The sequence below is a fragment of the Corynebacterium sp. MSK035 genome (assembly GCF_030232615.1).
Taxonomy (GTDB): domain Bacteria; phylum Actinomycetota; class Actinomycetes; order Mycobacteriales; family Mycobacteriaceae; genus Corynebacterium; species Corynebacterium jeikeium_D.
The window spans coordinates 40,586-54,419 of record NZ_JASPJP010000007.1 but is presented as its reverse complement, the minus strand read 5'-3'; the positions used below and the strand labels follow the sequence as shown (position 1 = coordinate 54,419).

The 13,834-nt window shown below is 60.1% G+C and carries 14 protein-coding genes; 1 reads left to right on the top strand and 13 read right to left on the bottom strand.

Annotation, left to right across the window (positions count from 1 at the left end; translation table 11 throughout):
• Positions 1-97 precede the first annotated feature (97 nt).
• Positions 98-364 carry a 30S ribosomal protein S20 gene (rpsT, locus tag QP978_RS05965; RefSeq protein ID WP_016422323.1) on the top strand — a complete coding sequence of 89 codons (267 nt, stop codon included), beginning with the start codon at positions 98-100 and terminating at the stop codon, positions 362-364.
• 257 nt (positions 365-621) lie between these two features.
• Here rpsT and holA read toward each other — a convergent pair whose 3' ends face one another.
• The 13 genes from holA to rpmA form a co-directional block, all read right to left on the bottom strand.
• Positions 622-1,680, bottom strand: a complete 1,059-nt coding sequence (holA, locus tag QP978_RS05960) for a DNA polymerase III subunit delta (RefSeq protein ID WP_005511539.1) — start codon at positions 1,678-1,680, stop codon at positions 622-624.
• Positions 1,677-3,653 (bottom strand): ComEC/Rec2 family competence protein, encoded by a 1,977-nt coding sequence (locus QP978_RS05955; RefSeq protein WP_070429491.1) that lies wholly within the window; start codon positions 3,651-3,653, stop codon positions 1,677-1,679. The genes holA and QP978_RS05955 overlap by 4 nt, the downstream gene beginning before the upstream one ends.
• A complete protein-coding gene (locus QP978_RS05950; protein WP_284856960.1) occupies positions 3,637-4,422 on the bottom strand; it encodes a ComEA family DNA-binding protein in 786 nt (261 codons plus the stop codon). The genes QP978_RS05955 and QP978_RS05950 overlap by 17 nt, the downstream gene beginning before the upstream one ends.
• 126 nt (positions 4,423-4,548) lie before the next feature.
• Positions 4,549-5,910, bottom strand: coding sequence for a DegV family protein (locus QP978_RS05945; protein ID WP_070429493.1), 1,362 nt, complete (start codon positions 5,908-5,910; stop codon positions 4,549-4,551).
• Positions 5,900-6,607: a histidine phosphatase family protein gene (locus QP978_RS05940; RefSeq protein WP_070429494.1), complete on the bottom strand. Its 708-nt coding sequence runs from the start codon at positions 6,605-6,607 to the stop codon at positions 5,900-5,902. Before QP978_RS05940 ends, QP978_RS05945 begins: the two co-directional genes overlap by 11 nt.
• 2 nt (positions 6,608-6,609) lie before the next feature.
• Positions 6,610-7,068 carry a ribosome silencing factor gene (rsfS, locus tag QP978_RS05935; protein WP_005511538.1) on the bottom strand — a complete coding sequence of 153 codons (459 nt, stop codon included), beginning with the start codon at positions 7,066-7,068 and terminating at the stop codon, positions 6,610-6,612.
• Between the two features lie 87 nt (positions 7,069-7,155).
• Positions 7,156-7,911 (bottom strand): nicotinate-nucleotide adenylyltransferase, encoded by a 756-nt coding sequence (gene nadD, locus QP978_RS05930; protein ID WP_284856959.1) that lies wholly within the window; start codon positions 7,909-7,911, stop codon positions 7,156-7,158.
• A 21-nt stretch (positions 7,912-7,932) separates the two neighbouring features.
• Positions 7,933-9,276: a glutamate-5-semialdehyde dehydrogenase gene (locus QP978_RS05925; protein WP_246815117.1), complete on the bottom strand. Its 1,344-nt coding sequence runs from the start codon at positions 9,274-9,276 to the stop codon at positions 7,933-7,935.
• Positions 9,277-9,290: 14 nt separating this feature from the next.
• A complete protein-coding gene (locus QP978_RS05920) occupies positions 9,291-9,443 on the bottom strand; it encodes a hypothetical protein (protein WP_016422316.1) in 153 nt (50 codons plus the stop codon).
• The gene (locus tag QP978_RS05915) at positions 9,444-10,157 is read right to left on the bottom strand and encodes a class E sortase (RefSeq protein WP_016422315.1); all 714 of its coding nucleotides are present in this window, start codon (positions 10,155-10,157) and stop codon (positions 9,444-9,446) included. It abuts the gene before it with no gap.
• A 174-nt stretch (positions 10,158-10,331) separates the two neighbouring features.
• Positions 10,332-11,678 carry a glutamate 5-kinase gene (proB, locus tag QP978_RS05910; RefSeq protein WP_284856958.1) on the bottom strand — a complete coding sequence of 449 codons (1,347 nt, stop codon included), beginning with the start codon at positions 11,676-11,678 and terminating at the stop codon, positions 10,332-10,334.
• Between the two features lie 98 nt (positions 11,679-11,776).
• Complete coding sequence (gene obgE / locus QP978_RS05905) at positions 11,777-13,291, bottom strand: GTPase ObgE (RefSeq protein ID WP_284856956.1); 1,515 nt, start codon at positions 13,289-13,291, stop codon at positions 11,777-11,779.
• A gap of 256 nt (positions 13,292-13,547) precedes the next feature.
• On the bottom strand, positions 13,548-13,805 hold the full coding sequence (rpmA, locus tag QP978_RS05900; RefSeq protein WP_016422312.1) for a 50S ribosomal protein L27: 258 nt from the start codon (positions 13,803-13,805) through the stop codon (positions 13,548-13,550).
• Positions 13,806-13,834: the final 29 nt, after the last annotated feature.

Genomic DNA, 13,834 nt, shown 5'->3' with positions numbered 1-13,834 from the left:
GGCAGGGATTCGAGCCAAAATTTGTACTGTGATCAGGACTTTTCTTGGTGGCGGGCGGTAGCAATTCCAACTACTACGGATACAAGAGGTATTCACGATGGCAAACATCAAGTCCCAGATCAAGCGCAACAAGACCAACGAGAAGGCTCGCCTGCGTAACCAGGCTATCCGCTCTGCAGTCCGCACCGAGATCCGCAAGTTCCAGGCTGCTGTTGAGGCTGGCGACAAGGCTGCTGCTGAGGCTCAGCTGCGCGTTGCTTCCCGCAAGCTGGACAAGGCTGTCACCAAGGGCGTCTTCCACCGCAACACTGCGGCTAACAAGAAGTCCGGTATGGCTAAGGCTTTCAACAAGCTGGAGGGCTAATTCCCTTTTGGCGCTGTGCCGTTCTTGTGGCGCTTGTGCCGTGAAATTAACCGCTTCCTGCTATTTTCCGATTTCATTTCGGATGTGGCGGGAGGCGGTTTTTATTATTTAACCCCAACGCGAGTTAGTGGCTGCGTTTATGGCTGGCGGCGGTGGGGCGATGCGAGTTACTGACTACGTTTATGACAAAAATGGCCTGAAAAATGGCTTGAAAGTGTCATAAACTCACACAGTTTCACATTTGCAGCCCGGAAATTTTAACGCCGATGGGACGAATGGGCCAGCTCCGCGATACGAAGCACCGACTGTTCCAGCGATAGTTCCGGCGTCGATGAGGCTCCCTTGGTGTCTGCATCCAGCTGTGCCGCGACAACCACAGCGCGAGCAACCGCCGGGGTTGACCAGGCAGATGCCAACCGCTGAGTTTTCTCCAACTTCCACGGCGGCATGCCATAGCGGTGGGCATCTCTACGCGCATTGACACCACGTGCACCGTGGAGCCGAGCTACATCACCAACCATTCCCGTGATTGCAGCCGACAGCAGTGCCGGTGCCATGCCCAGCTGCAAGGCACGGCGCATCTTGGCCAACGCTTCCCCACCCCGGCCGCGCAGTGCGAGCTCGGCAATCTCAAAGCCCGAAACCTCCGCCGAAGCACCGTAGTAGGTGCGCACTGCTTCCGAGGTGACCTTGCCCGCGGTATCCGCACACAGCTGGGAAATGGCGGTGGCCAGCTCGCGGAGGTCTGAACCGACCGCATCCAGGACGGTATCGATGACGTCGCGACGCACCTTAACCCCGTGTGAGGCGAACTCTTCGCCAACAAAACCGGGCAAGTCGTTTCGCTTGAGCGGTTGAGCTTCGAAAAAGCGGACCCCCAACTTGCGCAGGTCAGCGACCATCTTTTTCTGACGCCCCTCACCGCTGTGAAGGAGAATCAACGTGATGCCCGGCGCGGGATCCTTAACCGAATCCATCAACAGCTTGGCAGGCTCTTTGCCGGCGTCTTGGCAGTCGGTGACAACCACGATCCGGTCATCTCCAAACAACGAAGGGCTGAAGAGCTCCACGGCATCGACAGTGGTCATGTCCCCTGCGCGGATGGTGGTCACAGGCACCGAGCGTCCACCCGGATCGGACTCCGTTGCTGCCTGCGCGCGGACGGCAGCGACAATGGCGAGGCGGGCGCGGTCTTTCAGCAGCTCCTCTTTGCCCACAATCAAATTCACGGGTGCGACGGCGCTCAATCCCGACCTCTTTTCCGCGTTAATTCCTGCGACTGTTGTTTCTAGCCTACGGGACAGCCCGGATTTCACCTTCCTCGCCAGACTTCACCATTGGAATACAGGGCTTGCGGCCCATCTCGCTGCGGGCACACCACAGGAATCTGCTCGGGTGTCATTACGGTTTCTCGCACGCGCGGACCACACTCGCGAGCGATAAACCACTGGGGTGAGCGGCCTGATTGGGACGGTTGGCCGCTCACGGATTCAGCGATGTACGACGGGGACTCCACCGCCACGGTTTCTGTCGTGGGGTTGTTGGTGGTGTCATCGAGCACCTGGACGTACCCCGCCTCTTCCTCGGTGAGTCCGAGTGCAATTCGGCACTGCCGGCTGAGCGAGGTCGGTGCAGGGTAACCAACCGATGCCACATGGTTGGCGGGTTCTCCGACAGCCTCCGCGTGAATGAGAACAATCTGGGTCTTCTCCGCACAGGCCGCAACCTTCCACCCCTGTGGGGCACGCGCAATGTCCAGCCCGAACACCCAAATAACCGCGTAACTACAGACGGCAAGTACCACTGCGAAGCAACCAGCGCGGAGCGCAAGACGGGGCCACGCCCAGAGCGCCGTCAAGCATGCGAACGTGAGCGTGCAGGAGATGACCAACGTGACCGTCCCAGTGGCGGGCGCGACGATTCCCGCAGCGAGGCGTGCGACCTGATGAATCCACCATGCGCACGGCGCGGCGCACCAGAGCAGCGCACTGACCAGCCAATTGAGATGCAGTGCGGCGGCAACGGCAGCGAGCGAACCAGCGATAGTAACCGGTGCGACGGCGGGCGCGGCGAGGAGATTGGCGAGCAGTGAGACATGACTAATTTCGCCGATGAGAAGCGCCAATACGGGCATGGTGACCACGTGTGCGGCAATCGATACGGCGATGGCGCGGACTACTGGGGCGGGCCAGGTACCCATAACGGTGGTGGCGGACAGGCGTCTGGCAAGGGGCTCGGCAAGAAGAATTAGCCCAGCGGTGGCTGCGACCGACAGGGCGAAGCCCACTGATACCGATAGGTCTGGTGCCAGGAGAATCAACCCAATAATGCCAGCCGATAGCGCCGCGATGGCTTGGCCAGCTCGTCCTACGAGAATCGCCAACAGCCCAATGCAGCCGGTGACCACCGCGCGTAGCACTGACGGTTCGGTGCCCACAATTGCTACAAAGCCATACAGGGCAAGCGCGGCGACTGCGACGCGCACCCGCGGTCCAGCCCACGAGAACACGGCTACAACAGCCCCGACAACAAGCGCAACGTTCGCTCCAGAGACCGCTGATAGATGCGAAAGCCCAGAAGCAGTCATCACGTCGCCGTCGGTGAGGCTAAAGCCGCGCTCATCGCCGATGGCCATGGCGGGAATCAGGCGGTCGGGACCAACGGGAAGGTTTTGCGCCGAGTCAAAGAGCTGCTGGCGCACCTGAGCTGCCAGCCCCTGTGGTGGCGCGATGACCTCAACATCGCCGCGCAGATTCAGCTGGATACCACTAATGCAGGGTTTGCTGGCCACACGTATACCGGCTGTGGATTCAACTACGGCGTCTCTCGTGACCGCCAACAGTTGCTCGTCGCCGAAAACCGACACCTGCCCCGGAAGGCCCTCGATGCGGGCCTTCGCGCTGGCCCCGAACTCGGTAGCTTTCGGCTCGGTGACGAGGCGCAATTGCACTTTCGACATCCCGCCAATGTCGTCATAGAGCTCGTGGGCTCGGGCTTGCGCTATGCGGATTCGCGTGGCCACCGCAACACTGGCCACCGCCACAGCTGGCACCACGATAGTGGCGATTGCTCGCCAGCCGGAGGTCACCGCACCTCTTCCCCATCGCCACGACCAACGCTGCCACGCCCACGGCAACACCACCGCAGTCACGATCGCGCACGGTGCCACAACTATCGCCCATTCTGGGCGCATGATCACTGCCACCGCAGTCGCCCACGCCAGCACCGCTCCTGGCACTAGCCGCACATCGAGCCCAGCACGAGCGCGCAGGTCAGACGGTGGCGGCATCGCGCAGAGCCTCTACCTTCGCCGGGCCGATTCCCGGAACCTCCTCAAGTGCGTCGATGCTCGCAAAAGGCCCGTTCTTTTCACGAAAGTCGATGATTTTGGTCGCCGTTGCGGGTCCGATTCCAGGCAGTTCCTCCAACTGAGTAGCAGTAGCGGTGTTGATGTTGATCTGTCCGTCAGAGCCGCCCGGGCCAGCCCCGCCAGCCGCACCAGAGTCGGCAGAATCGGCGCCAGAACCATCTGCACCGCCAGAACCACCCGCGATCTCCCCTGCTGGGAGCGCCTCCGTCCCGACCACAATCTGTTGACCATCAACCAACGGCGCCGCCAGGTTCACACTGGCAGGATTAGCCTCCGGCAAAAGCCCACCCACACGCTCAATTGCCTCCACCACCCGCGCGCCCGCTGGCGCCTCCACCACGCCTGGATTCACGACCAACCCCACCACCGACACAATCAACGGCCCCGCCTGTGCCTGAGCGTTAGTCTCCTTCCCCGGACCGCCCGGTGTCTCCGCTGAGGTTTCGGTCGTCTCCGGTGTCGTCCCCGCGACAGCCGCGTCTTGCACCGCAGGCATCTCTACCTGCGGCGACGACGGCCATACCACCGCCGCAATTGCTCCCAGGGCCAACACCGCAATCACAATGCACGCAGCCATTGCCACCCGCGGCGTCACCACCGCCCGGCGCACGGAGAAGTCCACCGCCATGCGCTTGTCTTGATCAATCGGTTCCAGGTAGTCCGCCAGCCGATTCCGCAAATTCGTCACGATGCGCACACTAGCGCCCCGCCCCACACCGCACTCCCGCGAAAGCACCTATCGAAGCGTCATCTGTGGATAAAAAATGACCTGTGGAGGTTATCCACAGGTCACATCATCTGCTCAGTTCAGCCGCTATATCTTCGTCTCATCGCCGTCATCATCACGCTTGTCGCTTGACGACGACTCCTGCAATTTCTCCCCTTCGTTGCCAAATACAGCTCCCTCGGGATCGGACTTATCGCGCAGCGCCAAATCAGAGATAGCCTTCGCCAGGCGCTCAGCTTTATCCAGGGCTGCTTGGCGGTTCTCACTCCACGTTGGCAATTTAGAAACAGCCGTGGTGAAAAGCGGAATTCCCTGTTCATTAGTCACGACTGTGCGATGGATACGCTTATTGCGGTTGCGACTAGCCGCCGGATTCTCAGCTACCTTCACCACAGCCTGATCGGTGATTGGTTCATCCGAGTCAGTGGCGTCAGCGGTTTCAGCTGAACCAACGGAGCCATCCGCCCCTTCCATGTCAGCAGAGTCACCGGAATTGCCTATGTTCCCGGAATCATCTTCCACTGCGTCGGTAACCTCACCTTCAACAGCAGCCGCGTCACTCTCCTCCACACTGTGGAGCAGCGCTGTCACACCCATCTCTGCTTCAAAATCCATGGCATCCGAATCAATCGAGCCACCGGAAACCATGCCAACTGCATAGGCTCCCTGCCCGACATGAGCAGCAAGCGACTCCGGCAAATCCAGGATTCTAAACCGGGTATCGTCGGGTAGCTCTTCGGCAAGCATGGCCTGGAGCTCGTGGACGTCGTCAAGCGCGTCGGAATGATGCAGCAATACTGCAGGCGGACGGTTCGCCGATGACGCAGACCGCACCATCTTCGTGGCAAAATCCACCATCCGCTGCTTGACCTTCGCTTCTGTGCGGCACTTGGCGACGAGTGCCAGTGAGCCATCTTTAATGCCGACGATGGGCTTGATAGCGAGAGCCGTAGAGAGCATCGCTTGGCCCGCGGAGATGCGACCACCACGGCGCAGCGAATCAAGCTTTGGTACGAACAACCAGAGTCGATAGCGCTGCAGCACATCACGGGCGACGTCGGCAACCTCATCACGACTGGCCCTGGCCCTCGCAGCCTTGGCCGCTGCGATGGCAGCGGCACCGACTCCAGCTCCGACGGTGTCGGTATCGATGACGGTCACACGGTCCAGCGCACCAGCAGCGGTGACAGCGTTAGACCAGGTAGCGGACATTCCCTTGCCAAGATGCAGGGCGACAACGCCAGCGTCAGAACCATCCTTGTTGGAGCGTTCCAGCGCACGCGCATATGCGGCGCACAGCTTCAGCGGACTGACTGCCGACGTGGTGACGGCGTCTTCATTGATGTCATGGCCGATGGGAACCACGGTGATGTCGAGCTTGCGGGCAACCTCGGGCATCAGGCACGCGGTGTCATCGACAACAATGCGAACGCGACCGTCACCGGGCATGGCAGCCTCCTGAAGAATGAGAAACCTGCAACTCCCGCTCACGGACCTTCGCGTTAAAAGCATTCAGATACCAGGAGGTCTCACCATTGACGCGCGTGCGCTGCTCCATTTCGACCCACGCAGTGTTGCCCAGTCCGTTGAACGTGCTGAAGTAGTCGCGCGGCATCTGCAGCAGGGCTGCGGTAGCGGCAGCAATGGCACCACCGTGGGACACGAGCACAAAGGTATCCGACTCCCAATCGGGGTTGGCCGCTAGCTCAGCAATGACCGCCAGCATTCGGTTGGAAACCTCAAAGCGGGTCTCGCCGCCCTTGGGAGCCCAGTTAAGATTATGGCGCCAGTGGTCACGCATACCGGGAAACGCGGAGTCAATCTCGTCGTAGGTGCGCTCTTGCCATTCACCGAGGTTGGTCTCACGCAGGCGCTTATCAAAACTCAACTCTGCACCGGTGGCCTCAGCTAGCGCACGGGCGGTGTCGGCTGCCCGGGTCAGGTCGGAGGACACGATTTTTGTGATTCGCGGTTCAGCCTCCGCCAGGTACCGCGCCGCAGTACGGGCTTGCTCGCGACCAACGTCGGAAAGCTGCGTGTCCAGCTGTCCCTGAATGCGGCCGGTAGCGTTATACGATGTCTGCCCGTGCCGCAGCATAATCAGGCGACGTCGTGCAGCAACATGTGCCTCGCGTGAGCCCGCCACAATTAAAACTCGTCCGTGTCCGGGTTTTCGGCAGCCAGCGGAATCTCGTCGATAGAACGAGCATTGCGGGCGGAATCTTCGCCGTCCTCGTTGCTCGGCTGCTCGATGCCCTCGACCTCGATGCGCGGGCAATCGCGCCACAGTCGATCCAGGCCGTAGAAGTCGCGTTCTTCACTGCGGAAGACATGCACGACAATGTCGCCGTAATCCAGCAGCGCCCAACGTCCCTCACGGACACCTTCGCGGCGAACCGGCTTTGCGCCGAGGTCACGCAGATCGTCCTCAATTTCGTCGACGATTGCGGCAACCAGACGCTCATTGTCAGCACTGACCAGGACGAATGCGTCCGTAATCACCACCGGGCCAGAGACATCGAGAACAACGACGTCCTCACCCTTTTTGCTATCGGCGGCCTTCGCCGCGGCGGTCGCCAGCTCAATGGCGCGTGGTTGTGCAGTCACGAAAGACTTCAGCTCCTTGTGATTAAAAGTCGTGAAAAACAGCGTTTGTACTTGTAACTTACCGTCTCAGCGGGATTTTGCTAACTTTCAGTCCGCGGTATCGGACTTCGCATCCACCGATGCCGCATCCTCGGAGGTCGAGTTCACCGATGCGGGGCCCACAGAACCAACCGTGCCCTCAGCAGACTGGTACAGACCCCGCTTAGCGATGTACTGCACCACGCCATCCGGCACCAAGTACCAAACAGGGCGTCCTGCCTCCGCACGCTTTCGACAATCGGTAGAAGAAATAGCCATGGCGGGAATCTCGATGAGGTGCAACCGTGAAGCGTCGATTCCTTCCAGGTCCTCTGCCCGCAGGTGAACCCCTGGACGAGTGACACCGACGAACGTTGCTGCGTCGAACATCTCCTCCCAGTCCCGCCACGTCATAATCTTCTGCAGCGCATCGGCACCGGTAATGAAGAACAGATCCGCGTTGGGATAGATGACCTTCAAATCCCGCAGCGTATCGACGGTATAGGTCGCACCCGGCCGATCAATATCAACCCGCGAGACCGAAAACTGCGGGTTCGACGCAGTGGCAATGACCGTCATCAGGTAGCGGTCTTCGCTGTGAGCGACCTTCCGGCCGCGCTTTTGCCACGGTTCACCCGTGGGCACGAAAAGCACAAAGTCGAGGTCAAAACGGTCTGCCACCTCGCTGGCGGCAACCAGGTGACCATTGTGAATGGGGTCAAAAGTGCCACCCATTACGCCAATGCGCTGCCGGGGCGCTTCCGCCGACTTCGCTGTCAACGCGGCGTGTACTCGCGACCGCACACTTTTCTTGCGCTTAATCATGACTGGCACTTTACCCGGGCACTACGGACGAGTCTGTCCACGACCAGCCAGAACCCACTTGCTGCTGGTCAACTCCGGCAGCCCCATGGGCCCACGGGCGTGCAGCTTCTGGGTGGAAATACCAATCTCTGCGCCGAAACCGTACTGCTCACCATCGGTGAACGCAGTGGAGGCATTGACGCTGACAGCGGCAGCATCAACACGGTCGACGAACTCCTGGCACACGCCCCAGTCACGTGCAGAGATAGCTTCCGTGTGACCCGAGGAGTACTCAGTGATGTGATCCGTCGCGGCCACCACACCGTCGACAATGCGTGCGGCAATGTCTAGCGATAGGTACTCATCCGACCAGTCTTCTTCCGTCGCAGGAATGACCTCACCGGTCCACCCAGAGGCCGCCAGATTATCGACATCGCCGTGGACCGCAATGCCCGCGTCGGCAAGCGCGTCCAAAATGCGGACCTGATCCTGCGTGGACAGCGCCGAGTCAATGAGAACCGTTTCAGTGGCGTTACAGACGCTCGGACGGCGGGTCTTGCCGTTAATCATCAGCGCAATCGCCTCGTCGATATCGGCGGAAGCATCGATGTAGATGTGGCAGTTACCGGTACCGGTCTCAATGGTCGGCACCGTTGCCTTCGTCACGACGGCCTCAATCAGACCGGCACCGCCGCGCGGAATCACTACGTCAACCAGGCCGCGGGCAGTGATGAGATCTTGCACGGAATCGTGGGTCTCACACGGCAGCAGCTGAACAAGGTCCTCCGGTGCATCGTGGTTGGCCAGCACCTCACGCAAAACCGCGACCAGCTGCGTGTTGGAGTGGACGGCCGACTTGGAGCCGCGCAGCAAGGCCACGTTGCCCGACTTCAGCGCCAGACCAAAGGCATCGACAGTAACGTTCGGGCGAGCCTCGTAGACCATGCCCATCACGCCCAGCGGAACGCTGACCTGGGAAAGCTTAATGCCGTTAGGAAGAGTGCTGCCCCGCAGCACCTCGCCTACCGGATCCGGCAGGGCCGCAACCTGGCGCAACCCACCGGCAATACCCTCAACACGATCGGCGTCAAGACGCAGGCGATCCAGCAGGGAGTCACTAAAACCACGGGCCTTACCGGCCTCGATGTCCTTGGCGTTGGCTACCAGAATCTCTTCAGTACGGGCGACCAGCGCATCTGCTGCGGCCAGCAGGAGCTCGTTCTTGCGTGCCGACGTAAAGCGAGCCAGCTCTCCCGCGACAGCCTTGGCACGCTGTGCCTTATCTAAAACCTCGGCGCGCTCAGCAGCACGCTCCGGGCTAAGAGCCGAATCCTCGGCAATGCCCTGTTGATTGGTGTTAGCAGTTTCGTTCGTTTGAGCAGTCATGCCTACCAGCATAACTAGAGTGAGACATCATTTGAGGGAATTAGCTCAGCAACCCAAGGAAAGATGTAATTCATCAACAGCAGGAACACGATGACGGCAATCACGATGGTGATGATCGCTTTCACCCACCACGGACCCGGCAGGGATCGCCAAAAAGCTGCGTACATCTAGTTGACCTCCTTGGTCTCAACACCGGCGAGAACCGCGTGAATAATGAGCCGATGAGTGTTGTCCCACTGCGGATGGCAGGTAGTCAGCGTAAGTAGAGTCGCGTTACCGACCGGATTGAGGACATCGGCGCGGTCTGGAGTGACAATGTGCTGGCCGGGAATCTCGGGGACGTTAGTTCCTTCTGGCACGCAGTCGAAGCTTTCCCCTGCGCCAGCCATACCGTCGACCGGTAATACCTTGTAGCGGTAAATAGCATCACGCGTCTCTACAGTGATGTCATCGCACGTCTGCAGGCGGTCAATGTTGTCAAAGGGAGCTCCGTGGCCGTCACGATGGGCGGCATAAGAACTGTTGCCCACCTGCCCCGGAAGGGCTGTGCTCGGATAATGGCCGGGGCCACCGCGCAAAACTTCCTGAGAGACACCTTCGAATACGACCAAATCGCTAAAACCGGCCTTTGGAGCGGAAATCATCGCCACCGCAGAGCCAGGCACCCAAGAGCCCTCAACAGCTGGCTCCGTGCCTTCTGGCGCCTGAGCTGAGGCCGATGCCGGTGCGGACCATGCCTGCTGCAGCTCATCACGAGCCTGCTGCTGAGCTTTCCCGGTTTCAAGACCAGACCAGTACAGCAGATAAAAGGCGAAGAGCGCCACCATCACTCCAGCGGTCAAGAGCAACTCGCCGATGACGCCAATAATTTTCGATAACACACTTAGGATTATGCCCGAAAGTTCCTCATCCAGGCAGTCCGCGCTCAGGCACTCCTCCCCCAGCCAGTCCGCACTCAGCTAGTCCCCACTCAGCCGGTCTTTGCCGAGGCACCTCTGTCCGGGCGCGCCCAGGTGCGCGTCTTTAAGCGCTGCAGCTCTCAGCGCAACGCTCTCCTAAGCGCGGGAGGCGAAATCCGACAGGTAGTCGGCATGGACGACAGGCTTCTGCATGTCATTCGGCAATTCCTCGGTGTGGTAGCCGATCATGCCCAGCAGTTCTTCAGAGTCATAGTTGACCTCGCCGCGTCCGATGACCTCACCGCTCGGGCCAATCAGGTCGACGATGTCACCAGCGGAGAACTCACCGTCAACCGAGGTGATACCGACCGGGAGCAGCGACTTGCGCATGCGGGTCACAGCGTCGACCGCGCCGGCATCCAGGCGAAGCAGGCCCGAGCTATCCGCTGCGTAGAGCATCCAGAACTTCCAGGCGCTCAGGCGGTTGTCCTTCGCGGCGAAAGCGGTTCCCACGTCTGCCTGGTCAAGTGCTCGCTCAATGTTGGACGCAGAAGTCAGCAGCACCGGCACCCCAGCACGCGAAGCCAGGCGTGCGGCAGACACCTTCGAGGCCATTCCACCGGTGCCCAGTGCCCCACCGTCACCGGCGATAACACCACGTAGGTCGTTACCGCTGCGCACCTCTGGCACAAAGGTCGCACCTGGATCGGCCGGGTTGCGGTCGTAGAGGCCGTCGACGTCGGAAAGCAGAATCAGTGCATCGCAGTACGCCAGGTGACTGACCAGGGCGGCCAGGCGGTCGTTGTCGCCGAAGCGGAACTCCGAGGTCGCGACCGTGTCATTTTCGTTGACAATTGGCACCGCGCCCAGCTGGCGCAGGCGGTCGATAGTGCGCTGGGCGTTGCGGGCACGCGAACGCACACCTGCATCGTCCGAGGTCAAAAGCACCTGCGCAGAAGTGCGACCATAGCGCAGGAAGGAGCGTCCCCACTCCTGTGCCAGGCGCACCTGCCCTACAGCTGCAGCCGCCTGCTTGGTCGCCAAATCAGTGGGACGCGAAGTCAGCCCCAGTGGCCCCATTCCGGATGCCACCGCGCCGGAGGACACGACAATGACATCGCTAAAGCCCATACGCTTTTCCAGGGCATCGGCAATGAAGTCGATGCGTTCGGGATCGGTACGACCGTCAGATCCGGTCAGCGAGGAAGAACCAATCTTCACCACGACGCGCTTCGCGGTCCGAATTGCCTCACGAGTCTCGGAATCGAAACCGCCTTTGGTTCCCGGAGATAAATTCTCAGTCGCCTTTTCAATCTCAGCGACGGTGGACTCAGGATTGTCGTGAAGTAGCTCGTCGACCTCCTCACGGGAAATCGGCGCGTCCGATTCAGACTTCGGGGTAGCTACCGGGGCATCTAATGCATCTGCTCCAGTGACGTCAACATCGTTGGCAACGGTGTCGGAAGGGATAACTGACTCACTCATTTCACTAATGGAAAACATGACGGTCTAATGTAATTCTGACTATATAATTGTTTAAACAATTAATGGCAAAATGCAAGTTTGAAGTCTTCGCTTGCCGACGACGCTGGCGCCCGCGACTATGAGTACCGGTCGCGAATAGCCTCTTCGCCATCTCCGAAATCGTACTCGTCAATCAGACCACGGCGGGCCTGCGATGCACGCTTACGCTGCTCAGCGCTAGTGCGCTCGTTGACGTAGAGACGATCGTCGGTACCACGGCCACTCGGCACGAAGTCATCGGTGCCCGCGACCTGCTGCGGGTACCACTCGAAGGTGAGATAGGAAATCGTCACCGGGCAGCCAACCGTTGCCCCAGCCTTTGCCAGGGCATCTTCTACACCAAGCGTGGCCAGGCGGTCAGCCAAGTAGCCGACTGCCTCGTCGTTTTCGAAGTCCGTCTGGTTAATCCAGCGTTCCGGCTTACGGCCACGCACAATGAACCCATCTGGGGTATTCGGATCGCGCTCGATGGTGAAGTCCGCGCCTTCGCGCTTCTTGCCACGCACACCTTCCGGACGGATGACCGCACGGGGCTCCTGCTCTGTTGGCAACGGATGCGCCTTGCGGTAGGCGGCAATCTGATCCTTCAGGCCGTAGGTCAGCTCCTTGAGTCCCTCGTGCGTCACCGTAGAGATCTCATAAATCGGCCAGCGGAACTTCTCCAACTCCTCGCGCTGCATGTCAATCATCTCGCGAGCATCGGGCAGGTCAATCTTGTTCAGCACGATGACGCGCGGACGCTCTGCGAGGTCCCCAAGCCCCACGTCGGCCTTCAGCACCGACTGGTAGTTGGCGAGTTCCGCCTCCAACGCCTTGATGTCAGAGACCGGATCGCGGTCGCCCTCCAGCGCAGCAGCGTCCACCACATGCACCAGCACAGCACAGCGCTCAATGTGACGCAGGAAATCCAACCCAAGACCACGGCCTTCAGACGCCCCCGGGATAAGGCCCGGCACATCTGCGATGGTGAAGGACTCGTAGCCAACGTTGACTACACCCAGGTTCGGCTGCAGCGTGGTAAACGGGTAGTCACCAATCTTCGGCTTAGCAGCGCTCAAGGTGCTGACCAGCGACGACTTTCCGGCCGACGGGAAGCCCACCAGTCCAACGTCGGCCATGGACTTGAGCTCCAAGACAAGATCCTTGGCCTCGCCCGGCTCACCGAGGAGAGCAAATCCCGGCGCACGGCGGTTCTTGTTTGCCAGCGCTGCGTTGCCCAGGCCACCGTAACCGCCCTCAGCGGCAATGAAGCGGGCGCCCTTACCGGTCATGTCCGCCAGCACTTCCCCATCCTCGGTGATCACAACCGTGCCCTCCGGCACTCCGAGAACCAGATCCTCACCACGAGCGCCGTTGCGGTGATCGCCAGCGCCCGGCTTACCGTTGGCAGCCTTGATATGGGGGTGGAAGTGAAAGTCCATCAGAGTATGGATCTGGGGGTCTACCACAAGCACAATGTCGCCACCGTGGCCACCGTTACCGCCGTCGGGGCCACCCAGTGGCTTGAACTTTTCACGCAGCACCGAGTTACAGCCGTGACCGCCGTCGCCGGCCTGCAAATGCAGCACGACACGATCTACAAAACGAGACATAAAATCACACACACTTCCGAGCGGAGAGCCATCTTCTAGTGCCTGGAGTAATGCCCTAATTTAAGCGAGCCGACGGGCAGAAGTCTAGGCGGTAACAAAACGCTGCCTCGCAACCTAAAAGCGCGAAACAGTAATAAACAACAAAAGAGCCGATTACCTTTCGCAGTGGGAAAGGAATCGGCTCTTCTGCAAGGCAGTTAAACCTGCCTCAAATTCAACGTTGCAGTAATCCTATGTGGACAACCGAGGGTTGTTCTTAGGAGTTATTCTCAACGATGCTGACAATGCGGCGGTTACGGCGGGTACCGAACTCGACTGCGCCTGCCTTCAGAGCGAAGAGAGTGTCGTCGCCGCCACGGCCAACGTTCTCACCCGGGTGGAACGAGGTACCGCGCTGACGAACGAGAATCTCGCCTGCCTTAACCTGCTGGCCGCCGAAGCGCTTCACGCCGAGGCGCTTAGCTTCGGAGTCGCGGCCGTTGCTGGTGCTGGATGCACCCTTCTTAGTAGCCATGATTTTCTCCTAGGGAAAAGCTAATTGGA

Bases quoted from the DNA above. Each gene is read 5' to 3' on its own strand.
- QP978_RS05945 (WP_070429493.1), bottom strand. From the start codon at position 5,910: ATGCCCGGTGACGGTCGCGTTCGCATTGTTGTCGATGACACCGCGTGC.
- rpsT (WP_016422323.1), top strand. From the start codon at position 98: ATGGCAAACATCAAGTCCCAGATCAAGCGCAACAAGACCAACGAGAAG.
- proB (WP_284856958.1), bottom strand. From the start codon at position 11,678: ATGTTTTCCATTAGTGAAATGAGTGAGTCAGTTATCCCTTCCGACACC.
- obgE (WP_284856956.1), bottom strand. From the start codon at position 13,291: ATGTCTCGTTTTGTAGATCGTGTCGTGCTGCATTTGCAGGCCGGCGAC.
- QP978_RS05920 (WP_016422316.1), bottom strand. From the start codon at position 9,443: ATGTACGCAGCTTTTTGGCGATCCCTGCCGGGTCCGTGGTGGGTGAAA.
- QP978_RS05955 (WP_070429491.1), bottom strand. From the start codon at position 3,653: ATGCCGCCACCGTCTGACCTGCGCGCTCGTGCTGGGCTCGATGTGCGG.
- QP978_RS05925 (WP_246815117.1), bottom strand. From the start codon at position 9,276: ATGACTGCTCAAACGAACGAAACTGCTAACACCAATCAACAGGGCATT.
- nadD (WP_284856959.1), bottom strand. From the start codon at position 7,911: ATGATTAAGCGCAAGAAAAGTGTGCGGTCGCGAGTACACGCCGCGTTG.
- rpmA (WP_016422312.1), bottom strand. From the start codon at position 13,805: ATGGCTACTAAGAAGGGTGCATCCAGCACCAGCAACGGCCGCGACTCC.